General features: G+C 40.1%; 25 protein-coding genes. 8 read left to right on the plus strand and 17 right to left on the minus strand.

Annotated features, from left to right (window positions below; genetic code table 11):
• Positions 1-22: 22 nt before the first annotated feature.
• A complete protein-coding gene (locus I4641_RS15550; protein ID WP_229641466.1) occupies positions 23-2,272 on the minus strand; it encodes a sensor histidine kinase in 2,250 nt (749 codons plus the stop codon).
• Positions 2,273-2,363: 91 nt separating this feature from the next.
• Positions 2,364-3,113, minus strand: a complete 750-nt coding sequence (locus I4641_RS15555; protein ID WP_229641467.1) for a phycobilisome rod-core linker polypeptide — start codon at positions 3,111-3,113, stop codon at positions 2,364-2,366.
• Positions 3,114-3,378: 265 nt separating this feature from the next.
• On the opposite strand from I4641_RS15555, the gene I4641_RS15560 reads away from it, so the two are divergent.
• Positions 3,379-4,581, plus strand: a complete 1,203-nt coding sequence (locus tag I4641_RS15560) for an RNA-guided endonuclease InsQ/TnpB family protein (protein ID WP_229641469.1) — start codon at positions 3,379-3,381, stop codon at positions 4,579-4,581.
• An 80-nt stretch (positions 4,582-4,661) separates the two neighbouring features.
• Entirely contained in the window at positions 4,662-5,342 is a 681-nt protein-coding gene (locus tag I4641_RS15565) for a response regulator transcription factor (RefSeq protein WP_229641470.1), read from the plus strand.
• Between the two features lie 55 nt (positions 5,343-5,397).
• Here the strand turns inward: I4641_RS15565 and I4641_RS15570 are convergent, their stop codons facing one another.
• The 12 genes from I4641_RS15570 to I4641_RS15625 all read right to left on the minus strand — a co-directional run bounded on the left by I4641_RS15570 (position 5,398) and on the right by I4641_RS15625 (position 15,219).
• Positions 5,398-6,888, minus strand: a complete 1,491-nt coding sequence (locus I4641_RS15570; RefSeq protein ID WP_229641471.1) for a GMC oxidoreductase — start codon at positions 6,886-6,888, stop codon at positions 5,398-5,400.
• Between the two features lie 34 nt (positions 6,889-6,922).
• Entirely contained in the window at positions 6,923-7,183 is a 261-nt protein-coding gene (locus I4641_RS15575) for a Txe/YoeB family addiction module toxin (protein ID WP_229641496.1), read from the minus strand.
• The gene (locus I4641_RS15580; RefSeq protein WP_229641472.1) at positions 7,180-7,434 is read right to left on the minus strand and encodes a type II toxin-antitoxin system Phd/YefM family antitoxin; all 255 of its coding nucleotides are present in this window, start codon (positions 7,432-7,434) and stop codon (positions 7,180-7,182) included. Before I4641_RS15580 ends, I4641_RS15575 begins: the two co-directional genes overlap by 4 nt.
• 118 nt (positions 7,435-7,552) lie before the next feature.
• Entirely contained in the window at positions 7,553-7,927 is a 375-nt protein-coding gene (locus tag I4641_RS15585) for a hypothetical protein (protein WP_229641473.1), read from the minus strand.
• A gap of 188 nt (positions 7,928-8,115) precedes the next feature.
• The gene (locus tag I4641_RS15590; protein WP_229641474.1) at positions 8,116-8,730 is read right to left on the minus strand and encodes a cytochrome c oxidase subunit 3; all 615 of its coding nucleotides are present in this window, start codon (positions 8,728-8,730) and stop codon (positions 8,116-8,118) included.
• A 72-nt stretch (positions 8,731-8,802) separates the two neighbouring features.
• Positions 8,803-10,446, minus strand: a complete 1,644-nt coding sequence (ctaD, locus tag I4641_RS15595; RefSeq protein WP_229641476.1) for a cytochrome c oxidase subunit I — start codon at positions 10,444-10,446, stop codon at positions 8,803-8,805.
• Positions 10,447-10,465: 19 nt separating this feature from the next.
• Entirely contained in the window at positions 10,466-11,362 is an 897-nt protein-coding gene (locus I4641_RS15600) for a cytochrome c oxidase subunit II (protein WP_229641477.1), read from the minus strand.
• Positions 11,363-11,371: 9 nt separating this feature from the next.
• On the minus strand, positions 11,372-11,971 hold the full coding sequence (locus I4641_RS15605; RefSeq protein WP_229641478.1) for a DUF2231 domain-containing protein: 600 nt from the start codon (positions 11,969-11,971) through the stop codon (positions 11,372-11,374).
• A 27-nt stretch (positions 11,972-11,998) separates the two neighbouring features.
• Positions 11,999-12,499 (minus strand): DUF2231 domain-containing protein, encoded by a 501-nt coding sequence (locus I4641_RS15610; protein ID WP_229641480.1) that lies wholly within the window; start codon positions 12,497-12,499, stop codon positions 11,999-12,001.
• A 276-nt stretch (positions 12,500-12,775) separates the two neighbouring features.
• Positions 12,776-13,495: a heterocyst differentiation pentapeptide repeat protein HetL gene (gene hetL, locus I4641_RS15615; protein ID WP_229641481.1), complete on the minus strand. Its 720-nt coding sequence runs from the start codon at positions 13,493-13,495 to the stop codon at positions 12,776-12,778.
• Between the two features lie 120 nt (positions 13,496-13,615).
• A complete protein-coding gene (locus tag I4641_RS15620) occupies positions 13,616-14,782 on the minus strand; it encodes an LptF/LptG family permease (protein WP_229641482.1) in 1,167 nt (388 codons plus the stop codon).
• Between the two features lie 65 nt (positions 14,783-14,847).
• On the minus strand, positions 14,848-15,219 hold the full coding sequence (locus I4641_RS15625; RefSeq protein ID WP_229641483.1) for a winged helix-turn-helix transcriptional regulator: 372 nt from the start codon (positions 15,217-15,219) through the stop codon (positions 14,848-14,850).
• A 93-nt stretch (positions 15,220-15,312) separates the two neighbouring features.
• Here I4641_RS15625 and I4641_RS15630 point away from each other — a divergent pair, with 93 nt between their 5' ends.
• The 6 genes from I4641_RS15630 (at position 15,313) to nblB (ending at position 24,196) form a co-directional block, all read left to right on the plus strand.
• Entirely contained in the window at positions 15,313-16,650 is a 1,338-nt protein-coding gene (locus tag I4641_RS15630; protein ID WP_229641484.1) for an efflux RND transporter periplasmic adaptor subunit, read from the plus strand.
• A gap of 91 nt (positions 16,651-16,741) precedes the next feature.
• On the plus strand, positions 16,742-20,011 hold the full coding sequence (locus tag I4641_RS15635; RefSeq protein WP_229641486.1) for an efflux RND transporter permease subunit: 3,270 nt from the start codon (positions 16,742-16,744) through the stop codon (positions 20,009-20,011).
• An 80-nt stretch (positions 20,012-20,091) separates the two neighbouring features.
• Positions 20,092-21,861, plus strand: coding sequence for a M61 family metallopeptidase (locus I4641_RS15640; RefSeq protein ID WP_229641487.1), 1,770 nt, complete (start codon positions 20,092-20,094; stop codon positions 21,859-21,861).
• 69 nt (positions 21,862-21,930) lie between these two features.
• Positions 21,931-22,842 (plus strand): branched-chain amino acid transaminase, encoded by a 912-nt coding sequence (locus tag I4641_RS15645; RefSeq protein WP_229641488.1) that lies wholly within the window; start codon positions 21,931-21,933, stop codon positions 22,840-22,842.
• Between the two features lie 175 nt (positions 22,843-23,017).
• Positions 23,018-23,476, plus strand: coding sequence for a CBS domain-containing protein (locus I4641_RS15650; RefSeq protein WP_229641489.1), 459 nt, complete (start codon positions 23,018-23,020; stop codon positions 23,474-23,476).
• A 60-nt stretch (positions 23,477-23,536) separates the two neighbouring features.
• Complete coding sequence (nblB, locus tag I4641_RS15655; protein WP_229641491.1) at positions 23,537-24,196, plus strand: phycobilisome degradation protein NblB; 660 nt, start codon at positions 23,537-23,539, stop codon at positions 24,194-24,196.
• Between the two features lie 15 nt (positions 24,197-24,211).
• Here the strand turns inward: nblB and I4641_RS15660 are convergent, their stop codons facing one another.
• The 3 genes from I4641_RS15660 to I4641_RS15670 all read right to left on the minus strand — a co-directional run bounded on the left by I4641_RS15660 (position 24,212) and on the right by I4641_RS15670 (position 26,142).
• Positions 24,212-24,796 (minus strand): TIGR04376 family protein, encoded by a 585-nt coding sequence (locus I4641_RS15660; RefSeq protein ID WP_229641492.1) that lies wholly within the window; start codon positions 24,794-24,796, stop codon positions 24,212-24,214.
• Between the two features lie 39 nt (positions 24,797-24,835).
• Positions 24,836-25,873 carry a hypothetical protein gene (locus I4641_RS15665; RefSeq protein WP_229641493.1) on the minus strand — a complete coding sequence of 346 codons (1,038 nt, stop codon included), beginning with the start codon at positions 25,871-25,873 and terminating at the stop codon, positions 24,836-24,838.
• Positions 25,874-25,980: 107 nt separating this feature from the next.
• Positions 25,981-26,142: a hypothetical protein gene (locus I4641_RS15670; protein ID WP_229641494.1), complete on the minus strand. Its 162-nt coding sequence runs from the start codon at positions 26,140-26,142 to the stop codon at positions 25,981-25,983.
• Positions 26,143-26,302: the final 160 nt, after the last annotated feature.

Here is a 26,302-nt window from a genome sequence, read left to right on the forward strand (position 1 = left end):
AAGAAAAAGTCGAGGTCAAACTCTAATGCCAATTTTTCTGAGGCAAAGTAACTTTTACTGTCGTGCCAACATCTATCTCGCTGGTTAAATTAATCTGACCATGATGAAGATCAACGAACTTTTTGACGATTAGTAGTCCTAGTCCAGTACCAGGAATGCGACGGACATTTTGACCCCGATGAAAAGGCTCAAATAACTGTTTCAAATAATCTGAAGGAATACCAATACCTTGGTCTGTAATTTGTATTTGAACTTCACCTGTCAAAAATTTTAATGTAACTTTGACTTCTCCTCCTTGAGGCGAATATTTGATGGCATTAGATAATAGATTAGCCATAATAGATCGCATTAATTTTTCATCCAAATTAACTCTGACTTTTTGTTGAGAACAATCAAAAGTAATCTGATGTTTATTTTCTGCACTAAGCTGTATTTCTTCAACACATTGACGACACAGTTTTTCTAAGCAGATGAGTTGGGGATTAAATTCCAATTTGCCTGTCTCGGCTCGATTGATAGTTAAAATATCGTCGAGCAACTGCACCATATTTTTGACCGAATTTTGAATTCTACTAAGATTGCGCGATCGCTTATGAGGATTTTGCCAAACACTAGGAGAATTTTCCATTAGCTGTGCTGCTGCTAACACAGTGCTTAGAGGAGTCCGAAATTCGTGGGAAGCCATGGAGAAAAAACGAGTTTTAATGGCACTGAGTTCTTTTTCTCTTTCTAATGCCAGACTTATTTCTGACAAACGTTTGCGTTCGGTAATATCTCGCTGTACGGAAATCCAGTGAGTGTATAAACCTCGTTTATTTGCTACTGCCACAATACTAAACTCGACCCAAAATTCTGAACCATCCTTACGATAATTAATCGTCTCTACAGTGATAGGTTGCCATGTAGCTAGAGCTGCTCTAACTTTAGCTAAAGCTTGGCGGTTAGTTTTTGGTCCTTGGAGAATACGGGGGGTTTTGCCGATAACTTCTTTAAGGGTATAGCCTGTAGTGCGGGTAAATGCTTCATTGACATAAATAATTCTCGGTCCTGGTTCGTCAATAGGTTCTGCTTCGGTGATCAATACGGCATCGTTGGTATTGATTACTACGGATTGCAATAAACGTAATTGCTCTGCTTGTTCCTTTTGTTCGCTAATATCCGCCACTACCGCCACAATGCCATTAACTCGATTCTCGCTATCAGTTAAAGGTGCAGCCGAAAAAACGATATCAATTTCTGTACCATCTTTTTTTTGTCGTCTTATTTCTAAACTCGGGGGAGTAGTTCCCTGGAGTATTTTTTGTTTAATAGCATGATATTGATGAACTTCGGTAGTGTCGATCACAGGATTAGGTTGACCAAATATTTCTGCTTCTTGCCAACCAAACATCTTTTCCGCAGCAGGATTCCAGATGCTAACTCGTTCCTCTAGATCGACAGTAAAAATAGCCCGAGGAGAAGCTGCAATAAGAGACTGAAGAGTTTGATTAGTATGTCTTAAAGCCTGTTCTGTACGTTGTCGCTCTAGTATTTCATTTTTTAATGCTTGGTTAGTTTGAGCTAATTCTTGGGTACGGCATTTGACTCTATTTTCCAAATCGGTATTGAGTTGTTTTAGTCGAGTATAAAGTTCGGACTGTTGGATTGCGATCGCAACTTGAGTGGCTAATTGTTTCATTAGTTCCACTTCTAAAGGTTGCCATTGTCGAGTTTTACTACATTGGTGGGCAATTAGTAGTCCCCAGAGATAGGGACTTGCAGCTTGAGATGCTGGAGATTGAGATATATTCCTGGTTTCTTGGATTATTGGCACAACTAACTTTGCCTGGACTCCAAATTGTTTGACAAAGTCAACCAAACACTCTTCTACATCATCCTTTTCAATATTTGTAATGGTGCGAATTTTACCCTGAACATAAGCTTGATGAGATTCTCTCGGAAAAACTTCTGCGGGAAATATTTGTCCCAAAATATGAGGATAGGGAGATATTACTGTTTCGGTAATCGCACTACCTGTCCCATCTTCCCCGATACGATAAATTAAAACGCGATCGCAATCTAAAAATTCTCGAACTTTCGTCACCGTTGTGTTTAAGACATCATTCAAATTCAAAGATTTGCCAATTTGTTGAGCAATTTGATTAATTAATCTTTCTCTCTCGCTTTGTTTCCAGAGATTGATTTCTGCTTGGCGACGACGAATGATTTCTCGACAAATCAGATAATAAAACAGTAATAAAATAATTAAGAACAATATTGATAATAGTTGCATATATCAAACTAACTATCTCTAAAAAAAAGCAGGACTGTTTAGTCACGTACAGCCCTGGGGAGGAATCTAGTTGAATACTGGCTCAAAATTGTTAAATAGTAATCCAGCCAAAAGCTGCTAAAGCTACTGCCAAGGTTAATAAACCGAGTAAACCTGCACCAGCGAAAGTTAAAATTTTAGCAACCAGTAATACTGGTGCGGGGGGCAAGTATGGTTGACTACTAGACCAAGCATAATCTCCTTCTTGGTGGGCAAAATAACCCATGTCCTCTAATTTAGAACGATAATCTGCTCCATAACGGGGCATTCTCGCAAAAGGAGTTTCGCCTTCAATACGCTGAGGTAAGATACGTCTTCTTTGATAGGGAACAATATCATCACCGAAGTTATCAAGATACTCTTCACTATCTAATAGATCATCAATAAAACCTGCTAGTCCTTTGGTTGCTAACACAATTGACCAGGCAAGTTTTTCGCGATCGCTATAAACATTTCGTCCTAAAACCCGCTGAATGCACATTTCCACAAAGCGATAATTACTGTTGGGTTCGTAATTGCGTCTTCTAAAAGTATCGGAAAGCAATAAACCACGAATAAATTCCCTTACAGTAATCTGACCAGCCCGTAGCTGTGATTCTAAGCTTTTTTCGCGATTGCTAGCTAAAATCTGCTGTTCATTAAAGATTTGTCGATATGCAGCCCAAATTAACCCCTGAAACTCAGAATTAGAGAGCAGATTTTCTGCATTATAAATCCAAGATTGTTCATCGCCAGGGATTTCGTAATTCAAAACTCGCTGATTTTGACTTGAAGGTGAATATTCTAGGAGAGGAATCGCCATATTTATTACTTTATTTAAACTTTATTTGAAAATTGGAATAATAATAGCTGCAAACTATTTAAGTCCTATTCTTTATGAGATTAGTAGCTAAAAGTAAGTAAAATGGTGAGGAAAACGGAAAGAAATCGGAAAGTTTTCCACCAGATCGACTACCAACTAGGAAAAGATTTTTGTCTCAACGTCACCGAAATAATGGGTCTGAAGCCCCGTGGCTTCTAGCACGGCTTTATATTCTTTGGTATTCATGTGTGATATAACTTGTTGTATGAAGTCAATACTAACAATAGTTTGCAAGCTCAACCCATCTAAAGAAGTAGTTAAAAAGATTGATACTACTCTTGAGATGTTTGCTGCTGCTTGTAACTATGCCAACAAAGAAGTTAAGCCAGCTATAACCAGCAAAACGACTATTCAATCTTTGGTTTATCAAACAATTAGAAGTGAATATAATTTGTCGGCTAACTTAGCTGTTAGGGCTTGCGCGAGGGTTGGTGCTAATCGTAAGACCGCTAAAAAAGACAAGAAGCCAGTTAAAGAATTTAAGCCAGCTTCGGCTGATTACGATGCTCGGATTTTTGCTTTTCGCGAGGGAGATTGGTCTGTTAGCTTGACCCTCGTTGGCGGTAGAGAGCATATTCCAATAGTTACCAGTAACTATCAGATTGGTAAGCTCAAGGGCAGTAAGCCAACATCCGCACAACTTTGTAAACACAAAGATGGTAACTACTATATTCATATTCAAGTAAAGGATGAAGCACCGAAGCCGATTGACTCCGACAACGTAATCGGGGTTGATTTTGGGCGTACTGATATAGCAGTTACTTCCGACCACAACAAATGGTCTGGCAAAGAAATTCGCGATGTTAGAGACAAGCATTCTAAACAACGCGCTAATCTTCAGAAAAAAGCATCGAAAGGCACACGCAGTAGCAGACGTAGATGTCGCACACTGCTGAAACGGCTGTCGGGCAAAGAGAAAAGATTTCAACGCCATGTGAATCATGTCATAAGTAAAACCATAGTTCTGAGTGCCAAACAATCTAATAGTATTATTGCTATTGAAGATTTGACTGGCATTAGAAAAAGAACTAACCAACAGCCTAGAAGTAAAACTGAAAGAAGACGTTCTAATTCTTGGGCATTTTTCCAGCTTCGTACATTTCTTGAATACAAAGGACTGATTAATGGAATCGAGGTGTTGCCAGTTAGTCCCCGTTATACCTCTCAAACCTGTCATGCTTGTATGCACTTGGGCTTGAGAAGCGGAAAAAGATTCAAATGTACGAATAGTATCTGTGGTTGGCATGGCGACGCTGATGAAAATGCAAGTTATAACTTGTCAATTATTGGTGGGGTTGTAACTCTCCATCGAGGTTCGGATTCTTTGTCTTGTGCATTGGATTCAGGGCTACTGAAACGCCAGGATTTAGCGATGGGGCAAAAGCCTGTGCGCTTCAGCCAGAGGTGAAGTTACAACATAGATAGTTTCTTTGTAAGTTATAACTAGTCAACTAATCATTCTATTACCCCTGAACAAAACGGATTCTGATGCGAATTCTTCTGATTGAAGATGATTTTAATTTAGCAGAGACTTTGGCAGAAGCAATTACTGACCAAAGATACGTTGTTGATGTGGCTAATGATGGGGAGTCGGCATTAGATTATCTTGAAGTCCTTGATTATGATTTACTTTTGTTAGATGTGATGCTTCCCGATTTTAATGGGATCGATCTCTGTCAAAAATTGCGATCGCAAGGATATCAGATGCCAATCCTGATGATTACGGCTTTAGACACAATTAGCGATAAAATCACAGGATTAGATGCAGGAGCAGATGACTATATCATCAAACCAATAGACTTAGGGGAATTGTTTGCTCGAATTCGCGCCCTATTACGGAGAGGCAGCACTTCGGTAGCACCCATTTTAGAATGGGAAAAGTTACGATTGAATCCTAGTAGCTATGAAGTCACCTATTCCGAACAACCAATACGTTTAACTCCCAAAGAATATAGTATTTTGGAGCTTTTATTAAGAAATGGTAGACGAGTTCTCAGTCGTTCCGTAATAATTGACAGTATCTGGTCATTGGAAGCTCTTCCTGATGAAGATACGGTCAAAGTTCATATTAGAAGCTTGCGTCAAAAGTTAAGAAAAGTAGGTGCGTCAGTAGATTTTATAGAAACTGTTCACGGTATAGGATATCGGCTTAATAAGGTCAACGATTAACAATCTTGATTTTCTGCTTCAAACTTCCAAGCGATCGCCATTCCCCATCTTTTAGCTATCTCAATCTCTCAATTAATTTATCCCCCACCCGTAAAGCATTAGCAATGACGGTTAACATGGGACTCACCGCAGCACTAGAAGGAAAGAAACTACTATCAACCACATAGAGATTATCAACATCGTGGGTACGACAGTTGAGGTCGAGTACGGAAGACTGGGGATCTGATCCAAAGCGACAAGTACCACATTGATGAGCTACTACCTGGATAGGTGCATTACCATAGGGATGAATACCACGAGATTTTTTATCTGTCGCTTTCAGAACTTCTTGCCAGCGATACAATAGGCGATCATGAGCTTCTAAGTTATTGGGAGTATAGTCAAGATGTAATTTTTCTCCTTCGACATAGACTCTATTTTGGGGATCTGGTAAATCTTCCGTTTGCAACCACCAACCAATGGAGTTTTTAGCTAATTTCTTCAACCCAAACCCAGGCATTAGTTTCGCTGCGATGGATAAAATTGGGGGAGATTCCGAGAAAATCACGTCTTGCAGGATACCACCTGAGTCTTGAATGTGTCCCATGGGGTAAGGAAAATCCTCGTCCCCCCAATAGAAATCATTGATCTGCATACTACGCTGAAACAAACCAGTATTAGGCTTGGGAGACTGTTGTAAAATTACCGTCATCAGTTGTTTCATTAAGTTACGCCCGACTAAATCGGAACTATTTGCTAGTCCATTGGGATATTTCTCATTTTGCGATCGCAATAGTAAGGCAGCAGAATTAATTGCCCCGCAGGAAAGCACCACAATATGGCTCATAAAAAGATAAAATTGTCCATTTACCTCTGCTTGAACTCCTTTTACTTCTGTTCCCGTAGGATTAGTATGTAAAGCAACTACTTTTGCCGAAGTTTTGAGGGTAATATCACCCCCCGCTTTAATAGCTGGACTCACTCCTGTATCTTCCGAGTCGGTACGTCCTTCGTCACCAATACCAATGGGGAGATAAGCAGGATGTAAACCGTATTTCGTCAAGCGATCGCCTAATTCTTTAATCTGCTCAATGCGATCGACTGGAGGCAAGGGGAAATCCTGACTCCGAGGAGGTTCGGTAGGATCGTCCCCAGCTTTCCCGTGAGCCTGATAGAGCTTTTCTGCTGCGGTGTAATAAGGTTCAAAATCCTCATAGGTTAAACCCCAGGCGGGAGAAATGCCTTCTTGGTGTTGTACTTGTTCAAAATCTTTTTCCCTGAGACGTAATAAAACCCCGCTATAGATTTTAGTATTGCCCCCCACACAGTATTTAGTCTGAGGAAAAAATGGTTCACCACCGCGATCGTACCATTGCTCTGGGGCGTGATAGTCTTCTTTTTTAAATAACTCATCTTCAACTAATTCTGAGCTTTCTTTAGCGGTAAATTCACCCTGTTCTAATACTAAAATCTTCTTACCCGCATCGGCTAATTTACGGGCGATCGTGCCACCTCCCGCACCAGTGCCAACAATAATTACATCGTAAAAGCGATCGTCAATAATCATTTTTTCTCCCTTGGTTCTCGGTTATTACTTCGGTCTAATCTTGATAATGAAAACGACAAGCTACAACCAAAATGCTGTCTTTTGCGATTTGATAAACCAGTCTGTGTTCGCTATTAATACGTCGCGACCAATAACCTGAAAGATTTGCTTTCAAAGCTTCTGGTTTGCCAATTCCATTAAAAGGATTTCGTTGAATATCTTTGATTAGAGCATTAATTTTTTTAAGTAGCTTTTTATCATTTTGTTGAAACCATAAATAATCAGCCCATGCTGCTTCTGTAAATGTAAGTTTTATTCTTCAATGAGTTCTCTTTCGATGAACTTACCTTCTTGCGCCGATTTAATTGAACCGAGAAGATGGGCTGCATTGGCAGGATTTGATAGTAAATATATTGTCTCTTGCCATGCAGTAAATTCACTCAAAGGCATCACAACAACTTGACTACCGCGATCGTTTTTAATAATTGTTGGTTGAGTATCAGTAACTACCTGTTCGATTAAACTATCTAATTCTTTGGCTGCTTGTTCGGTTGTTTTAGTTTCCATGTTGTTTTTTATTGTTATGTTTAATATTTTATTTATGGCATTCCGAATCAAATATTAATTCTGGCTTACGATCGTATAAAAAAAGTCTTTACAAAACTGACAAATAATTTGATAGCAGTTACTTACCTTGTTCATTGTTAGACAACCCAGTATTATCAACAAAATCTAACTCTAAATATGTTCTACAAGTAGTGAGCAAATTTATAACGAGTAAATTAAGAATATGAGTATTTTCTCTGCTGAAGTCACCATTGCTATATTTCTTATAGAAGCCCTCTGAATCACTTTTCAAATCTTTATTAGCTTTAGTTTCAATTTTCTTTATTTTATTTTCTAGTAATGAAAAATTTCTAACTATATAAGAAAAATGTTCTTTCACTAATAAAATATCCCAAGCTAATTTTCTCGCTTGAGTAATTTTTTTATATTCATCTTCAACAATTTCTTGAAATTCTTCACCTGTAGGTAGTACAGGTCTAATTAAATATTTCACAATTATTACCTAGATTGATTTATACAAATTCTATAGATATAGCCACAGTTTATTTAATGTTCTATGAAGCCCTTTTAATTACTTTTAATAAAAACTTCGTGCTTTAATTTGCGACTTTGCGACTTCGCGTGAGGCTTAAGAAATTTACTAACTATATTTTTTTCAGAACCAATGAAACAGACTTAATATTATTGCCAAACATAAATCAAAATAAACAAAACAATCCAAATCACATCAACAAAGTGCCAAAACAGAGAAGTTGATTCTACGCCAAATTGTCCTCCTGCATAATTATTAGGCAAAAAAGAACGGATTAACATGATGGCTTGTAGCAGTACACCCGTTAAAACGTGCAAACCATGAAAGCCAGTTAATAAATAAAAAATTCCCCCAAAAACCCCAGAGGTAAAACCAAACTCTAAACCTTGCCACTCTACAGCTTGTCCATAGAGGAAATAGCTACCCATTACCATAGTTAGTAGCCAAAAGATGCGGAAGCCCCAAAGATTTTCTTTATGTAAAAATCGTTCGGCAATGTATATTACAAAGCTACTAGAAACTAGAATGACAGTATTAATAGCAGGTTCTCTAATTTCTAACCCCGATACACCAGGGGGCAACCAATCAACGGCAGTAGTTTTATAAACAATATATCCTGCGAAAAAGCTGAGGAAAATTACACTTTCAGATAGCAGGAAGATAATAAAGCCCAGCATTCTATTATCTTCTTCTTCATGCTTGTGGGCTACTTGACTGGATTGAGTTAACTTTTCTTGGTTTAAAGTTGGATCTAAACTAGTCATAATTATTATTCACTACCTATTACTTTTTACTTGCTACTCGCTACTCGCTACTTGCTACTTGTTACTTAAAAATTACCCGCCTAAATTCTCTGTCAGCTTCTCATCTTTCCCATAGCCATAGGGTTCGGCAATAACTATCGGGATTTCTTCAAAGTTTTCATGTTCGGGAGGAGAAGAAACCAGCCATTCTAAACCGATCGCTTTCCAAGGATTATTACCTGCGGGCTTACCCGAAGTCCAAGAACTAACCATGTTAAGGATAAAAGGAATTGTGGAAATGCCGAGTAAGAATCCTCCCAGACTAGCCAACACATTCCAAAAGGCAAATTCAGGATCGTAGGAAGCGACACGGCGAGGCATTCCCATTAAACCGAGGGGGTGCATCGGTAAGAAGTTGAGGGCTGTACCTGCAAAGGTTAAGTAGAAGTGGAGTTTTCCTAAACCTTCGTAGTACATTTTCCCCGTCATTTTGGGAAACCAGTGGTAAATTCCTGCAAAAATGCCAAATGCGATCGTGCCATAAAGGACATAGTGGAAGTGTCCCACTACAAAGTAGGTGTTGTTGACGTGGATATCGATGGGTACGGAAGATAGCATGATGCCCGTAATACCTGCAAAGACAAAGTTAATCAAACCGCCCAAAGCAAATAGCATAGGAGTGTCGAGACGCAACTTCCCGCCCCAAATTGTGCCAACCCAGGCAAATACTTTAATCCCTGTAGGTACAGAGATTAGCATGGTACTCGCCATAAATACGATCCGCATCCAGCCAGGAGTACCGCTAGCAAACATATGGTGTACCCAAACGATACCGCTTAAGCCAGTAATGATTAAAGAAGATACTGCGACGATTTTATAGCCAAAAAGAGGTTTACGAGCATAGACGGGAAATACTTCCGAAAAAATGCCAAATACGGGCAAAACCATGACGTACACGGCGGGATGAGAATAAAACCAGAAAAAGTGCTGAAATAATACGGGGTCGCCTCCCTGGGCGGGATCGAAAAATGCCGTACCGACGGAAAGATCGCACAATAGCATAACTGCACCAGCCGTTAAAGCAGGTAAGCCATAGAGTTGAATCAATTGGGCTGCTAATACCGTCCAGACAAAAGCGGGAGTTTTAAACCAACCCATTCCTGGCGCGCGCATTCTAACAATTGTAGTAACAATGTTTAACGCCCCCATGATGGAAGATACGCCAGAGATAGCTACTGCTAGTAGCCAGATAAATTGACCATTAATTAAATTGCCCGTAGGATTTTGTAAACTTTGGGGGGGATACGCCCACCAGCCAGATTGGGCAGGACCTCCAGGGACAAGAAAACTGAGGATCAATAAGATTCCAACGACGGGAATCATCCAAAATGCAGCAGCATTAAGACGGGGAAAAGCCATATCCCTGGCACCAATCATTAGGGGTACGAGATAGTTGGCAAATCCAGAGAGGACGGGAAAAGTCCAGCCAAACAGCATAATTGTGCCGTGCATAGTGTATAAGCCGTTATACACAGTACGGTCTAGAAGATCTGGTTCGGGGGTAATTAATTCTCCCCGCATAATCATGGCAAATACCCCAGCCAGGAGAAAGAAAAAGAATGCTGTAACTATATATTGAATACCGATTACCTTGTGGTCGGTACTAAAGCTGAAGTATTTGCGCCAGTTGGGAGGGGTTTCGGGGATGAGTTGTTCGGGATTTGAGGTGACTGTCATTTATTATTTATTACTTAAATTACGGATGATAATTAACCATTGGCGCGGGGGCAGGTACTACGGTTTGCCAACCTGCGGAATCCTCTTTTTGTTCTCTCTTGGCGTATTCGCTGGCTGCTTGATTGGGGGCAGGGGTGGGAGTTTGTTTTGCTGCTTGGTTTAACCAGCGATCGTAATCTTCTGGAGATTCTACAACCACATCTGCCTGCATCGCTGCAAAGTAAGTCCCGCTATATTGGGAATCTCTCAGACGATATTTCCCTTCCCGAATGGGAGTAAATTCAAAGTCAATAGTTTTGGCAGGGATGATATCTTGCTTAACGCGAAAGGCGGGGATATAAAAACCGTGAATCACATCTTGCGATCGCAATTTTAAATGCGCCCTTTGGTCTACGGGTAAATGTAATTCCGTACTGGTAACGTTTTTCTCTGGATAGCGAAACACCCATGCCCACTGTTTGGAATCAACTTCGATCTTAGTCATGGGTTCGGTGGTTATGCCCGTATCTGCATAAGCTGATTCCATGACTTGAGGCAAATGGGCAATTTCTGTCGCACCATGTAAATTCATTTTGTCGTAGGTTTGATAACTAGCAGCAGCCAAACCAATAACAATTAGTAGTGGAGTGACAGTCCAAAGTATTTCTAAACGTAAATTGCCTTCGATGGGAGGCCCGTCACTGGTGTCGTATCTACCAGCGCGATGAAAGATGATGTTGTAACCAATAGCTAGGGTAACGCCTAAAAAAATGAACGTACCAATAGCAGTCAGAATGCTAAAAAGATCGTCATATAAAATAGCTTCTGCTGAGGCTTGGGGGGGAAACCAAGAATAGGAAACTCTTCCCATCCAAACACTGGCTGCGATTAAAAATAAAGCGATCGCACTTAAAGTAACAGTTTTTTTGATATTCACCTACCTACCTCATTTAAGTAATACATTAGGGTCTTGTCCCATACGGAGTAGATTACCTGCGGTGTTGTGAACGCCAAATTCCGCAGCCAGTTGCGCCCCTAGAGTACCGTGGAGATACATGACAAAGAAAATTATTAAGCCCACTAATAAATATCGCCACTGCACTTGCCTACTGGTATCGTTGCGCCAGACATAGCGTTGAAAACCTCGCCAGATCGTCATGCCCACAATTGCTGCTAATAGAATCACTCCACCTACGCCATGCCACAGCATGGTTTCCATTGCCCCCAAGCCCCAAGCACTCTTAATATCTGGGGTTGAGCCGACTAGCATGATTTCATAAAAGCCAAAGGCTACGGTAAAAAAAGTAACGATCGCTGCCCCCAGCATGTTGTACCAACCTACATCAAAGAAATTAGCGCGGGTAGCAGGAATAGCCAAAAATTTGAAGACAACTTTATCAAAGGGAAATAATACCCCGACAATATCGAAGGCGATGCCAATGATAAATAAGCCCAAAGTGAGATGGACTAAATTTGGATGCATCGGGATTTTATAGGGGAGTCCATTTACCCCTAGCTGTAATTGATTGATTAATTCTGGATTCATTGATTAATTATTAATTATTAATTACTCTCAAAGAAGTCCTTCCTTGGCAGCCTCAACTACCTGGACGGTATGCAAGCCATAGACCCACACTAATTCATCGCCGAGATATACTTGATAGAAGACCAAACCTGTGAGTAAGAATCCGATGCCCAAGTAAGCGATCGGCATTTTTTTTGGGTCTTGAGAACGAATTACATAACGCCAAGCGGTAATTGCAGCAATGATTCCCGACAACGACCAACCAATAATACTGTGCAGGTTTAAAATTGGTTCGACCGCATCATAGGCGATCGCCAATCCTGCCTCAACCTGTCCAAAAACAATAGCAATAAAAATCGAAATAGTAGCAAAAAACATATTCCACCAGCTAACTTCGTAAAGTTTGTAGTTTTTGCTGAAGTAGCCCACAACATCACAGACAAAAGCAAATAACACCATCGCGATTACAAAATGAACCACAATGGGATGGATCGTATCAGGGTAGGGTAAATTGTGATCGTTGAGAGGCGGAAGTAGGTTGTCAAACATTCTTGTATCTCATAGTAATTGGCAATCAGAATTCTATTACTGAAAAATATAAATGATGTCTATACAATCAGTTGTTTTCCAGATAACCTTTTAGTTGATAACTTGGTGAGGATTTAATCATTTAATTAATCACTTAATTTAGATATAACGCATCTAACCAGCAAAAAACTATAGCTATCCGCCTATTCGCCATAATCAAGATTGTTTTAACTTTTCAACCACTACTTGTGTTGAATAAAGTTCAATTTATAAATAAATTCTAAAATTTATTTCGCCCTATTGTGGTTGATAAATATTCCCGTCGGGCATTATTGTTTGCTCAAAATTAACATCGGTTAACACCGCCCCAGTTAAATCTGCTCCCGTCAAATCTGCCCGATGTAATATTGCCCCCGTCAGGTTGGCATAACTCAAATCAGCATTTCGCAAACTCGCTTCAGTCAAATCAGTAGGGAGATTTTTTCCACTACTCCCTGTGCTTAGATTTGCTCGACATAGCCAAGCATTGTCTAATTTAGCCTGATACAAAAGAGTCATACTTAAGTTGGCATAGCTCAAATTGGCATAGCTTAAATCTGCTTGACTAAGATTAGTACGACAGTCGGAAGTTGGACTCAAATCTACCTCAATCATCAACGCATGACATAACCTAGCACTAGTAAAATTAGCTCCCTCTAAAATAGCTTTAACTAAATTAGTCTGCTCTAAATTAGCTTTGGTTAATATTGCGCCACTTAAATCGGCTTCCCTTAAGGTAGCTTGTGATAAATCTACATCGCTTAAGTCTGTACCCCAAAGTATGGACTCGCTCAAATCTGCCGAACGCAAACAGCTATGACTAAAGTTAGTTTTACCCAGTCTCGCCTGTCGCAAATCTACTGCGGTAAGATCGATATGACTGAGATCTACGTTGATTAATTCAGCTTCTCGTAAACTTGTCTGAGAAAAGTCTCTTTTCCCCAATGCATATTCTGCTAATATCCTTTCCGTTACCATCTAAAACCTAAACAGTATTCTTGTTCACTTCAAGCTTAATCATAGATTAAGATCGCTGCCGAGATAGATTGAGCTTCTTTTTTACACTGTCTCCAGGATTTTTATAGGTGTCAGGGTACATTAATCTACAGACTGAGCAAGCAGTCCACTCGCTGCTCCTAAGCCAAGAAAGTTAGGCAGCCAAGCTGCTACCCAAGGCGGGAGAACTCCTGAAATTCCTAAAGATTGACTGATAAAAGATAATAAATAATAACCAAAAATAAGTCCGATACAGATACCGAAACTTGTCGCTTTTCCAGAATTTTGCGGTTTGATTCCTAATGCCATACCAATGAGAGCAAAAACTAAACAAGCAAAAGGAATCGCCATTTTTTCTTGAATGCGAACTTGCCATTTACGAATTCTTTGTTCGTCAGCACTATGCTTGACTATTTCTAGATATTCTCGTGCTTCAAAGATATTCATTTGATTGGTGTCTTTTCCCTTTTTAGTAATATCTAAAGCAGTTTGGGGCAAAGCTAACTGTTGATGCTGAAAGCGCACTACATTATTGTAAGCACCATCAACACCTACTAAATAAATAGTTCCGTCATAAAAATCCCAGATATTTTCTAATACATTCCATTTGGCAGATCTAGCTACTACAATCTGACTGACAGATCTGCGGGAGCGATCTAATACAGTCAGGTTTCTCATTTGTTCTCCATCGAACTCTTCAGCATAAAACAATCTAGTTAATACTTCTTTTGTCTTGCCGTCTTCTGTTTCAATATTTTGATATTCATCAAACAAAATATTCTCAGTTTCAAAGTCGGGGCGAGTTTTACCCAATGCTTGTTTTAAAGTAACCTCCGCCTGATAGTTGGCAGCAGGGGCAACAAAGTTGTTAAAGAAAAAAGTAATAGTTACGATACACAAACTAAAAGCGATCGCAGGCATAATTAAACGATATACATTTACTCCAATACTCCTTAAAGCAACTAATTCACTATCGCTAGAAAGACGACTGTAAGCCATCAGAGTCGCTAATAAAATTGACATGGGAAAAGCAAAGACAATAAATTCAGGCATTCTTAGGAGTAAAACCTTAAACGCCACGCCCCAATATAGCCCTGAGTCTGTCACCTTGCGAATTAATTCAAACACCGCACCAATAGACAAACCCAAAGAGGTAAAAATTCCCATGCCAAATAAAAATGGCAAGGTTAACTCCTTGATGATATACAGATTCATCACAGACAAACCCATACTTGAGGGATCAAAGAGTTGAAATTTACCAATTTTCATATCTAAAATATCTGGAAAGAAATCTAAACGTAGCCTAACCTAATTTTAAGTAGTAAGTATTTTATCTATTTGCTTTGATTTCGGCGATCGCATATCATCTGTAATTCATCTTGATGTGCTTCTGCCCAATCAGCTAGCACACACAAGGGTTCAATTAGTTTGTCACCAAAAGTAGTCAAGTTGTATTCTGTCTTGGGAGGGACGACGGGATAAACTTTTCGCCTTAGAATTTTGTCAGACTCTAGCTTTCTTAATGTTTGAGTCAGCATTTTTTTCGATATTCCTGGTATCTCCCGTTGTAGTTCGCTATACCTTTTTGTACCTTGGGTCAAAACATACAGAACAGGCAATGTCCACTTGTCACCAATGATGTTAATCACTTGACGCAATGGACAATCTTTATTGAGTAGAGGTTCTTGATTATTTTTGGGAACCATTAGGTAACTATAGTACTATCTTGTACCTACTTGTAAAAAAGAGTCTTATTACGTCATATTAAAACAAAGTCTTAACCATTTATTTATATTTTTATGACACATAATAGTATCCAGTTTGGAAAAGCTATGGGTATATCTTTGCTTTTATTGATTGCTACTGCCTGTGGCAAACAGCCAGAAAAAGTTCAAGCTCCTCCTCCTGTGGCTGTGGAAGTAAAAGATTTGAGTGATGATAAGGTTCAGTCTAGCTCAGAATTTGTCGGTAGTATAGAAGCCAAACAAAGAGTAGCTCTTGCTCCTAGAGTAGATGGTAGAGTGATTGAGATTGCCGTACAAGAAGGCGATACGGTTAAAAAAGGTGACTTAATCCTTCAAATGCAGCTCACCAGAGAGCAAGGAGAAGTCAACGCAGCCGAGTCTGAAGTTAATATTCAAAGAGCTAATGTTAGTAATGCAGAAGCAGAATTAAGAGCCGTAGAAGCAGAAGTAGCCGAAGCCGAAGCCGAAGTAGAACAGAGTAAGGCAGATTTGAGACAGCAAGAAGCAGAATTGGAATTAGCTAAAACTAATCAGGATAGAGCTAAAATGCTAGTCGAACAGGGTGCAGAGTCCCAACAATTTTTAGACAATAGCACCAGAGATTTAAACGCAGCCAAGGCTCAAATAGATGCCCTCAAAGCAGCCCTCAATTCCAGTCAAAAAGCCCTTAATGCCAGTAAAGAGAGAGTCGCTTCGGCACAATCGGCGATCGCAGGACAGCAGGCAGCATTAAAACAGGCAGAAACTAGAGTAGGTATTGCCACAGACAACCTTGACTTTAATCGCATCACTGCACCTATAGATGGAGAAGTGGGCAATATCCAGCCCAAAGTAGGAGATTATGTTGATATTGGGGAGCAAATTACTAGTATTACCCAAGATGATGCTTTAGAACTAAGAATTGGTGTTCCTCTAGAACAAGCATCGAAATTAAAAATAGGTTTACCTGTAGAAATTATCGATCGCCAGGGAAATGCGATCGCCGAGGGGGATGTTAGTTTTATCTCTCCTAGAACAGATCGCAGCAGTCAGGCAATTCTAGTTAAAGCTGCGTTTAATAATAACGGCAAACTAAAAGACGATAGCTTTGCTAGAGCAAGAATCATTTGGTCAGAGGATTCTGGGCTACTAATACCTACCGTCGCAGTCTCTCGAATTGCTGGAAAAACTTTTGTTTTTGTAGCCAAAGAAAAAGAACAAGAAGACGGTACAAAAGCCCTGGTAGCAGAACAACGCCCCGTTGAATTAGGGGCAATTCAAGGACAGTCTTATCAGATAATCTCTGGTTTGAAACCAGGAGACAAACTAATCACCTCTGGCATTCTCAATCTAGCAGATGGTACGCCAGTTAATGCCGAAACAGTTACCAGCCAAGAAGTAACTAATGAGTAATAAACAACTACTACTACTTATTACTCATTACTCATTACTCATTACTCATTACTTAAATTAACCAACCAATCCCAACACCACAAAGTAAATCATGCTCTTGAGTATCGCCGATACGTTTATTAAAAGACCAGTCCTAACAACGGTTTGCGCTGCTATCGTCGTGCTAATTGGAGGAATAAGCATCCCGATGTTGCCTATCTCCCAGTTACCCCAGGTAGCCCCCATTCAGGTTGAAGTCTCCTCGGCTTATATTGGGGCAGATGCAGAAACCGCAGAAACCAACGTCACCAGTATTGTTGAGCGAGAAATCAACGGTGTGGAAAACATGAGCTACATCTCTTCTAATACTAGTAATGATGGTATTAGTAATATTGTGGTTTCTTTCCCTCCAGATACAGACCGCGATATTGCTCAGGTAAACGTTCAGAATAGAGTTGCCTTATCCGAACCCCAATTACCAGGAAGCGTCCAGCAAACTGGTGTCACCGTACAAAAATCTTCCCCAGACTTGTTACTGGGGATTGCTTTTTATGCCAAAAATGGCGAATATGACGACCTGTTTTTAAGTAACTACCTCGATTTATATTTACTCGACCAAGTTAAAAGAATTGAAGGGGTAGGAAGGGCTGTTATTTTTGGCGAACGCAAATACGCTATGCGTCTGTGGCTCGATCCCGATGCCTTAGCAGCTCGTAATTTAGGCTCTCAAGATGTGGTTGATGCCCTACAAGAACAAAACATTCAGGTAGGTGCGGGAAGTATCGGTAAACAGCCAACTCAAAGCGATCAAAGATTTGAATTTACTCTCCGCGCTTCGGGTCGATTAAAGAGTGCAGAAGAGTTTGATAATTTGGTTGTGGGGACGGGAGAACAAGGTAACTTAATTAAGCTCAAAGATATTGGTCGGGCTGAGTTGGGAGCAGAAAATTATGATACCTCGGCAGAGTTTAAGGGTAAACCAGCGGTAGGTATGGGGGTGTTCCAACTTCCTGGAAGTAATGCTTTAGATGTGGGGAGTGCGGTAAAAGAAACTGTCGCCGAACTTGCTCAAAACTTCCCCCCAGGGATGGAGTATGAAATTGCCTTGGATACCACCGAATTTGTCCAGGTATCTATGACAGAGGTGATTAAAACTCTTGTTCAGGCGGTATTGCTGGTAGTTTTAATTATTTTTATCTTTTTGCAAGATTGGCGGACAACAATCATTCCAGCGATCGCCATCCCCGTATCTTTGATTGGTGCGTTTACTTTCCTGAATATCTTTGGTTTCCAAATTAATACCCTAACTCTATTTGCCATGGTATTGTCTACAGGGTTAGTAGTAGATGATGGAATTGTAGTAGTAGAAGCGATCGCCACAAAAGTCGAAAAGGGAATGAAGCCTCGTATTGCGGCGATCGATACGATGAACGAACTAAGTGGGGCGGTAATTGCCACATCTTTAGTATTAGCTGCGGTATTTATTCCCGTGTCTTTCTTCCCTGGATCTACAGGCGTAATCTTTAAACAGTTTGCCTTGACGATTGTATTTGCGATCGCTCTTTCTACTTTTAACGCTTTAACCTTCTCTCCTACTATGGCGGGTATCTTATTGCGCCCAGCCAAAGAAAGAAGAGGTCTTTTAGGTAAGTTTTTCAACCTCTTTAATCGGGTATTTGACTGGATTACCGCAAGATATACTCAGGCGATTACTTTTTTGACCAAAAAATTCGTCCGTCCCTTTGTCTTAGCTGGCTTTACCGCCCTGCTTGTATTTACTTATTTCTTATATAATCTCGTACCCACAGGATTTATCCCTGAAGAGGATCAGGGCTACTTCTTTACCATTGTTCAAGCCCCCGATGGTGTATCTCTCAACTACACTCAGGAGATCATGAAACAGGTGGGAGAAAAAATTGCAGCAGTACCAGATATCCAAAGTTACTTTGCTTTAAGTGGGTTTGGCTTTGAAGGTAACGGTAGCAGTCGGGGTTTTGTTTTTGGCAAACTTAAACCTTGGTCAGACAGACCAAAAGAAGACCAGTCAATCTATTCTATTCTCGGTAGTCTCAATGGCTCATTCCAAAGTATCACGGGGGCAAGGGCTTTTGCAGTAAATGCACCTCCAGTAAGGGGTTTGAGTACCTTTGGGGGGTTTGAATTTCAATTACAGGATCGTCGTGGCTTACCCATCTCAGTATTAGTCGAAAACGCTAATAAAATGATTGGCGCAGCTAACGCCCGACCCGAAATTGGTGCAGCCTTTACCCAGTTTGCAGCCAATACGCCCCAGATAGAAGTAGAAGTAAATCGCGATCGCGCTAAAGCTATTGGAGTCGATATTGACGACATTTTTGCCACCCTCCAATCTTATTTAGGTTCCCAGTATGTCAATGATTTTGTTCTCGGACAAAGACAGTATCGAGTATACGTCCAGGCTGACGGCGATTTTCGCTCTAACCCTCAAGATATTAGCAAGCTTTATGTAACTTCAGCTAGCGGGCAACAAATATCATTGGGTACATTAGTGAACCTAAAAGAATTTACTGGGCCACAAACCATTACCCACTACAATCTTTTCCGCGCGATTAAAATCCAAGGATCTCCCGCCCCTGGCTATAGTACGGGACAGGCAATTCAAGCCATGGAAGAAGTTGCAGCCGAAATCTTACCTACTAGTTTGGGGTATGAGTGGACGGGTACAGCCCTAGAAGAAAAATCCGCAGGAGGACAGGCAGGGCTGATCTTTGGCTTGGGCTTGCTGATGGCATTCTTAGTACTAGCTGCTCAATATGAAAGCTATGTTGACCCCATCATTATTATGCTTACCGTACCTTTGGCAGTATTAGGAGCGATCGCAGCTATCTGGTTGCGGGCTAACATTCTCCAAGCTGGTAGTATTTGGCCAGTAATTAACAATGATGTCTACGTTCAAGTAGGTTTGGTAATGTTAATTGGACTGGCAAGTAAAAACGCCATTCTAATTGTAGAATATGCCAACCAGCTAAAAGAGCAAGGACTGAGTAATGCTAAAGCAGCAATTAAAGCAGGACAAGAGCGTTTTCGTCCCATTTTGATGACTGCTATTTCTAGTTTGGTTGGTTTCTATCCCCTTGTGGTGGCTACTGGTGCGGGGGCATCTAGTCGTTGGTCGTTGGGTACGGCAGTCTTCGGTGGAATGCTCTTTGCCACGGTGTTAACCCTGTTTTTAGTTCCTTCTCTTTACATTATGATTAAAGGCTTAGAATCCTACTTCAAAGGCGATAAAGGCGATAAAGGTTCGGGAGATAAAGGTAATACCAGTAATGGTAGAGAACCAAAGAACAAGGAATCAGTAGAACAGTTAACTATTAACTACAAACTAGACCCTAACAACAGTTAACTCTATTAATTTGGGTAATCGGCAAGATGTGGATAAAATATTAGTCTGCGTCCTTATATTAATTTGGTCTAGAGATTTTAATGACTGAAGCCACCGCTATTCGTCAGCCCCAACCTACCCATAAATCAGCAACTCTCTATTATCAAGTTGCTATGCCCCAACCAGCCTCTCATCTATTTGAGGTAACTTTAGAAGTTAATGATTGGCAATCAGAAGTTTTAAACTTAAAGATGCCAGTTTGGACGCCAGGCTCTTATTTGGTGAGGGAATATGCCCGACATATACAAGATTTTACGGCGCGAGATAGCAAAGGGAAAATTTTAGCCAGTCAGAAATTAAGTAAGAATCATTGGCAAGTCGCCACTGAAAGCAATTCCCAACTAAAAATTAGCTATCGCTTATATGCTAATGATTTAACTGTGAGAACCAATCATTTGGATGGTACTCATGGTTATTTCAATGGTGCAGCTATATTTTTCTTTATCCCCAATCTAGAACAAGAACCAATTAAATTAAAAGTTATTCCACCTCAAGCAGATTGGCAAGTTAGCACTACTTTACCAGCTTTAGCAGGAGAAGAGAATGTATTTATGGCGCCAGATTTTGATACTTTAGTCGATACTCCCGTAGAAATTGGCACCCAGCAAATATATGATTTTGAAGTATTGGGCAAACCTCACTCTTGGGTTGTTTGGAGTCAGGGAAATTTTCAACCTGAACAAGCAATTAAGGATACAACCAAGATAATTGAAGTCGAAGCGAAGATGTTTGGTGGTTTACCCTACGAACAATATTTATTTTTGCTTCATCTATCGGGTAGCGGTTATGGCGGTTTAGAACACAAAGATAGCTGTACTTTAAATTATCCCCGATTTGGCTTTCGCGATCGCGAGAAATACCAACGCTTTCTGCAACTAGTCGCCCACGAATTTTTTCACTTGTGGAATGTCAAACGACTTCGCCCCCAAGCTTTAGCCAAGTTTGATTACGAAAGGGAAAACTACACTACCTCGCTTTGGTTTTGTGAAGGAACAACTAGCTATTATGATATTTTAATTCCTCTGCGGGCGGGTATTTATAATCGCAAAACCTATCTTAAAAGTCTGAGCAAGGATGTTAATCGATATCTCAATATCCCTGGGCGCAACGTACAGCCTTTAGGGGAATCTAGTTATGATGCCTGGATCAAACTTTATCGTCGCGATGCTTATAGCGATAACAATCAGATTTCTTATTATCTCAAGGGACAGCTAGTTTCACTGTTGCTAGATTTACTAATTCGAGCCAAACATAATAATACCCGATCCCTTGATGATGTGATGGCTTTGATGTGGCAACGTTTTGGACGGGATGAAATTGGTTTTAGCGAAACCCAACTCAGAGACACTATTGCTGAAGTAGCAGAAGATAATTTAGATGATTTTTTCCATCGCTATATTGAAACCACAGAAGAATTGCCTTTTAATGACTATCTTGACCCTTTTGGCTTACACTTGAAAACCGTTGAGGAGTCGGACATACCTTATCTGGGTATCAGATTACAGTCAGAAAACAATCAAGAGATAATTGAATTTGTAGCAGCCCAATCTCCCGCAGCCTCAGCTGGAATTGATGCTAAGGACGAACTGTTAGCTATAAATGGTATTCGAGTAGATGCCCAGTCTTTGAATGATAGGCTGAAAGATTATCAAGTTAATGACACAATTCAAGTAACAGTTTTTCATCAAGATGAATTGAAAACCCTGGCTGTTACCCTGGCAAAATCCCCACCAAGCAGTTATAAAATAGCAATCCAAGATAATTTATCCGACCAACAAAAGCAAAATTTGACTGGATGGCTGGGGAATTAATCAACAACGATCAGAAGAGATCGGAAGAGATAAGCCGTGCCTTATTCATATAATATTAGTAGTTAAACAATGCACAATTTTTTAGATATCGCTTATTTTCAAAACAAATTTGTTCCTTTTAAAGAAGCAAATATTTCTATTGCTACCCACGCTTTACACTACGGTACGGGAGCATTTGGGGGCATGCGCGGTATTCCGAACCCAGAAAATCCCAACCAAATATTATTATTTAGACTAGACCGTCATTGTAATCGATTGAGCGATAGTGCCAAGCTGCTTAATTATGATTTACCCGCCGATAAAATTCAGCATATAATCATTGATTTTGTTAAAAAGAATAAGCCCAGTAAATCTTTTTATATTCGTCCTTTCGTCTATACTTCCGATCTGGGCATTGCACCTCGATTGCATAAAATTGAGAAAGACTTTTTTATCTATGGTTTGGAATTAGGCGACTATTTACCCCCTGAAGGTATCAGCTGTCGGATTAGTTCTTGGTATCGTCAAGAAGACCGTAGTTTGCCCCTGCGCGGTAAAATTAGTGGTGCGTATATCACTTCTTCTTTGGCTAAAACTGAAGCGGTGGAATCGGGTTTTGATGAAGCAATTTTGATGAACACCCAAGGCAAGGTTTGCGAAGCTTCGGGAATGAATATCTTTATGGTGCGTAATGGGAAATTGATTACCCCTGGGTTCAATCAAGATATTTTAGAAGGTATCACTAGAGATAGCGTGCTGACTATAGCCCAGGATATGGGTATAGAGACAGAAGAAAGAGCGATCGACAAAACTGAATTATTGATCGCTGACGAAGTATTTTTAAGCGGTACGGCAGCTAAAGTAACTCCCGTCAAACAAATAGAAAGCTATCATTTATCTACTAGTAGACCAATTACGGAAAAAATCAAACAAAAACTAATAGCAATTACGGAAAACCAAGAACCCAAATATCAAGAGTGGGTTTATACAGTAGACTGCTAAGTCAAATTGATGGATCGCAAGTTGGGAATAACATGGGGCAAAGATTGCCCTGTATTAGTTCAAACTTGTCCCATAAAAATTAATAATGGTGACAGTTTTGGTTTAAATCCAGTCAATTCGCGATAAATTGAATTAAGAAGTGGTAGCTAATTATACGATTAATTCAATATTGAAGATGAATAAAACTGTTGCAGAAATCATGACTGCCAATCCTACTACGGTATCTCCCCAAACTTCTCTACAAGAAGCGATACAGATATTAGCAGAAAAAGAAATTAGTGGTTTACCAGTTGTAGATGAAAACGGACAGTTGGTCGGAGTTATTTCCGAAACTGATTTAACCTGGCAGGCTACGGGAGTCGATGCGCCACCCTATGTGATGTTTCTCGATAGCGTGATTTATCTCCAAAATCCCCTAAAACATAACGAAGAAGTACACAAAGCTTTGGGTCAAACAGTAGAGGAGGCAATGAGTGATCGCCCGACTACAGTTAAAGGTAGTCAGTTGGTTAGAGAAGCAGCCAGGATCATGCACGACAAGAAGGTACGACGTTTGCCTGTGGTAGATAATGACTCGAAGTTAATCGGCATTATTACCCAGGGAGATGTCATCAAGATGATGGCAGCAGAGTAAGGATTTCTTGATTAGAGCGATAAATTTTAAACCAATTTTTTAACTATCAATTTTTTAACTATGGGTATTACACCAGAATCAATCAAAGAGTTACTTGATTCAGAAGACTTTGGTATGCGTATTCGAGGTTTGAATCAACTGCGTGAAATTGAGCCAGAAACAGCTTTTGCTATGGTCAAATCATTAATAACCGATGATAATACTCGCGTGCGTTATGCAGCGGTAAGTCAGTTAGATACTTTGGGAGTCAAAAATAAAGACCAGTCTCTTATTATATTACGTGATCGCCTATTTAACGATCCAGAGCCAGATGTCCAAGCAGCAGCAGCAGATGCTATTGGCGGATTAAAACTGGTAGAAGCTTTTGAAGATTTAGCTAATGTCTACCACGATACATCAGAATGGCTAGTACAGTTCAGTATTGTTGCTGCTTTAGGAGAGTTGGGTGATCCTCGCGGTTTCGATCTTTTGTCAGAAGCTCTCAATTCTAATAATAATCTCCTACAAACTGCCGCCATCGGCTCGATGGGGGAATTGGGAGATACCCGCGCGATTCCTTTATTATCTAGCTTTGTAGACCATGAAGACTGGCAAATACGCTATCGTTTGGCTCAAGCGTTGGGTAGACTGGGGGGCGATGAAGCTCAAGCTGTGATTGCTAAGTTGGCAGATGATGAATCTGAACAGGTAGCCCACGAAGCCAAGAATAATCTTAAATAAGTAACCTTAACATTATTACGACGTTTTACTATTCATATTTCTTTTAATTCTTTCTAATTCTTCATCTACTTCCCATTGTTGAAATTCTGCTTCTAAAGGATCTCCATTGCGACTATTAGAAGCAGAATTTGCTCCCCGATCCCAACCTACGGTATCGCTAGAATATTGACTGCTAGTTTGAGAAGTTTTGGCTTGTGTAGATTGAGTTTTGACTTCCTCTCGTTTTTGCTTAATCTGTACCAACAATTCCTTGGCTTTCGTGGTGCGTTGTTTCACTCCTTCCATCTGTCCCCAAATTTGATTTCCTTGTCTGAGTAATTCTGCTTCTCTTTCTCTTGCAGCACCAGCTAAATCGGGTCTTTTGGCTGTTTCTGCCTTGCCTATTCTACCGTGCCAAGTTTGAATGCTAGTGGCAATTTCTAATATCCGATCTTGAAGACTTTTTTCTTCTAGTTGTAATTTAGCAATCAGTTTTTTAGTATCCTGTTCTTGTTCTAGTAACTGTTCTTCAATTGCTTGTAATTCCAAATGAGGATTATTACGCAAAAATTCGTCCAATCTCTCTTCTAGAAAGTTATTGATGTCATCAAATAAGCCCATATTACTGCTGTTTAGATCTTAGATTCGTTCTTTAATATCTTAGAACGTTTCTCCCACTGCAATAGAACGAACTTCTCCTTGATAGTTGATTTTGGCAGTTTGATTGGTAATAGATTCTAAAGTCCAACCACTACTACTTATCTCTTCTCCCAACCAAAATCGTCTAGTTTGACCATTGACTTTAATCAATGCAGCAGATTTACCACCACCAAGCTCTAAGATACCAATTAAAGTATGTTTGACTGTTGGTTTACTAGCAATTGCTGCTATTTTTGCCGATTCTTGGGGGGTAGACGTTTCTGCTGAAGGAGTGGGGGTAGGGGCGGGTAGTGGTGGTGGTGCGGGGATTTTGAGAGCTTCTGGAGAGGGGGAAAGTTTCTCTTGAAAGGTTGCTGAGGATTGAGTCTGAGGGATAGTTGCGGGAGCAGAAATTGTAGGTGTATTATTGCTGGGAGTATACACGGGAATATAGACAACTTTGTCTTCCTCCTCAGAACTAGATTTCTGCGCTTCCAACTGGCGATCTATGGTATCGAGAGATCGCTCCAGACGATCGATAAATTCAACATCAGATTGGGATAAGGTAATATGTTTTCCTCCCATCATGCGAGTAATAAATTTGCTACCCTGATGTCCAAATAACCACCATAAAACAAACAGACAGTAGCTAACAGCGATCGCAAATAAGATTTTTCCTAAGTAATTGGGGTTTTTTGGATGATACTCCTGGGATCGATAATTCAAATCAGAATATTTGATTATTTCGGCGATGCCAGGATAAGAATTATCAGAGTGGGGTAGATCTGAATTATGAGCCAGGTTAGCGGTTTTGACCGCAGCTATAATAGCAGCATCTTCTTGGCTTAGAGTTGCTTTAGTAGCTTCTCTTGGAGTCGATCCAGAAGATTTAAGGCTTGATGGAGGTAAGAAATTAAAAGCCTGATTAACATTAATGTCTTGGGGGACTCGATCGCCTGATTTCAATTTTTGAGATAAATTTAAACTCTCAATAAATGAAAATTTCTGAATTACTTGCTTTTGACTAGCATCCCTGAGCATGGAGTGTTCTGCCAGCAACTAAATTAACTCATCCAAGATAAGCGGGTTGTTGCGACTTTGCCATAGTGTTTACCCACAGATTTGATAACTGTTTAATTTTATATAGCGGTGTTAATACGGATTTCTTAATTAAATATGCTGACAAGATGACTTGATGGTAATTGACTTACGGGGGCGGGAATCATCTCACCGCGAAAATCAAGCAACTGAACGATTACTAAATAAGCGATCGCGATTAGAATTGAAATTGCACCTGTCAATACAGCGACAAATTTGCCTCGATCCATAAATCCTTGACTCCAACTTAATTTTTGTTAATATTTCTATTCTTTCATCAAAAGCTTTAAGCTACAAGTTCGTAAAGTTCGTAACCGTATCGGAAATATAATCTCCTTGACATCCTCCCACCGCTAAACGCGCTTTGCGCTATAGCGGGGGATTCCAAAG

The organism is Waterburya agarophytonicola KI4 (assembly GCF_020640915.1).
Lineage (GTDB): Bacteria > Cyanobacteriota > Cyanobacteriia > Cyanobacteriales > Xenococcaceae > Waterburya > Waterburya agarophytonicola.

Excerpts from the sequence above, each read along its gene's own strand:
- I4641_RS15550 (WP_229641466.1), bottom strand. The coding sequence starts at position 2,272 with ATGCAACTATTATCAATATTGTTCTTAATTATTTTATTACTGTTTTAT.
- I4641_RS15555 (WP_229641467.1), bottom strand. The coding sequence starts at position 3,113 with ATGGCGATTCCTCTCCTAGAATATTCACCTTCAAGTCAAAATCAGCGA.
- I4641_RS15560 (WP_229641469.1), top strand. The coding sequence starts at position 3,379 with ATGAAGTCAATACTAACAATAGTTTGCAAGCTCAACCCATCTAAAGAA.
- I4641_RS15565 (WP_229641470.1), top strand. The coding sequence starts at position 4,662 with ATGCGAATTCTTCTGATTGAAGATGATTTTAATTTAGCAGAGACTTTG.
- I4641_RS15570 (WP_229641471.1), bottom strand. The coding sequence starts at position 6,888 with ATGATTATTGACGATCGCTTTTACGATGTAATTATTGTTGGCACTGGT.
- I4641_RS15580 (WP_229641472.1), bottom strand. The coding sequence starts at position 7,434 with ATGGAAACTAAAACAACCGAACAAGCAGCCAAAGAATTAGATAGTTTA.
- I4641_RS15590 (WP_229641474.1), bottom strand. The coding sequence starts at position 8,730 with ATGACTAGTTTAGATCCAACTTTAAACCAAGAAAAGTTAACTCAATCC.
- ctaD (WP_229641476.1), bottom strand. The coding sequence starts at position 10,446 with ATGACAGTCACCTCAAATCCCGAACAACTCATCCCCGAAACCCCTCCC.
- I4641_RS15605 (WP_229641478.1), bottom strand. The coding sequence starts at position 11,971 with ATGAATCCAGAATTAATCAATCAATTACAGCTAGGGGTAAATGGACTC.
- I4641_RS15610 (WP_229641480.1), bottom strand. The coding sequence starts at position 12,499 with ATGTTTGACAACCTACTTCCGCCTCTCAACGATCACAATTTACCCTAC.
- hetL (WP_229641481.1), bottom strand. The coding sequence starts at position 13,495 with ATGGTAACGGAAAGGATATTAGCAGAATATGCATTGGGGAAAAGAGAC.
- I4641_RS15620 (WP_229641482.1), bottom strand. The coding sequence starts at position 14,782 with ATGAAAATTGGTAAATTTCAACTCTTTGATCCCTCAAGTATGGGTTTG.
- I4641_RS15625 (WP_229641483.1), bottom strand. The coding sequence starts at position 15,219 with ATGGTTCCCAAAAATAATCAAGAACCTCTACTCAATAAAGATTGTCCA.
- I4641_RS15630 (WP_229641484.1), top strand. The coding sequence starts at position 15,313 with ATGACACATAATAGTATCCAGTTTGGAAAAGCTATGGGTATATCTTTG.
- I4641_RS15635 (WP_229641486.1), top strand. The coding sequence starts at position 16,742 with ATGCTCTTGAGTATCGCCGATACGTTTATTAAAAGACCAGTCCTAACA.
- I4641_RS15640 (WP_229641487.1), top strand. The coding sequence starts at position 20,092 with ATGACTGAAGCCACCGCTATTCGTCAGCCCCAACCTACCCATAAATCA.
- I4641_RS15645 (WP_229641488.1), top strand. The coding sequence starts at position 21,931 with ATGCACAATTTTTTAGATATCGCTTATTTTCAAAACAAATTTGTTCCT.
- I4641_RS15650 (WP_229641489.1), top strand. The coding sequence starts at position 23,018 with ATGAATAAAACTGTTGCAGAAATCATGACTGCCAATCCTACTACGGTA.
- nblB (WP_229641491.1), top strand. The coding sequence starts at position 23,537 with ATGGGTATTACACCAGAATCAATCAAAGAGTTACTTGATTCAGAAGAC.
- I4641_RS15660 (WP_229641492.1), bottom strand. The coding sequence starts at position 24,796 with ATGGGCTTATTTGATGACATCAATAACTTTCTAGAAGAGAGATTGGAC.
- I4641_RS15670 (WP_229641494.1), bottom strand. The coding sequence starts at position 26,142 with ATGGATCGAGGCAAATTTGTCGCTGTATTGACAGGTGCAATTTCAATT.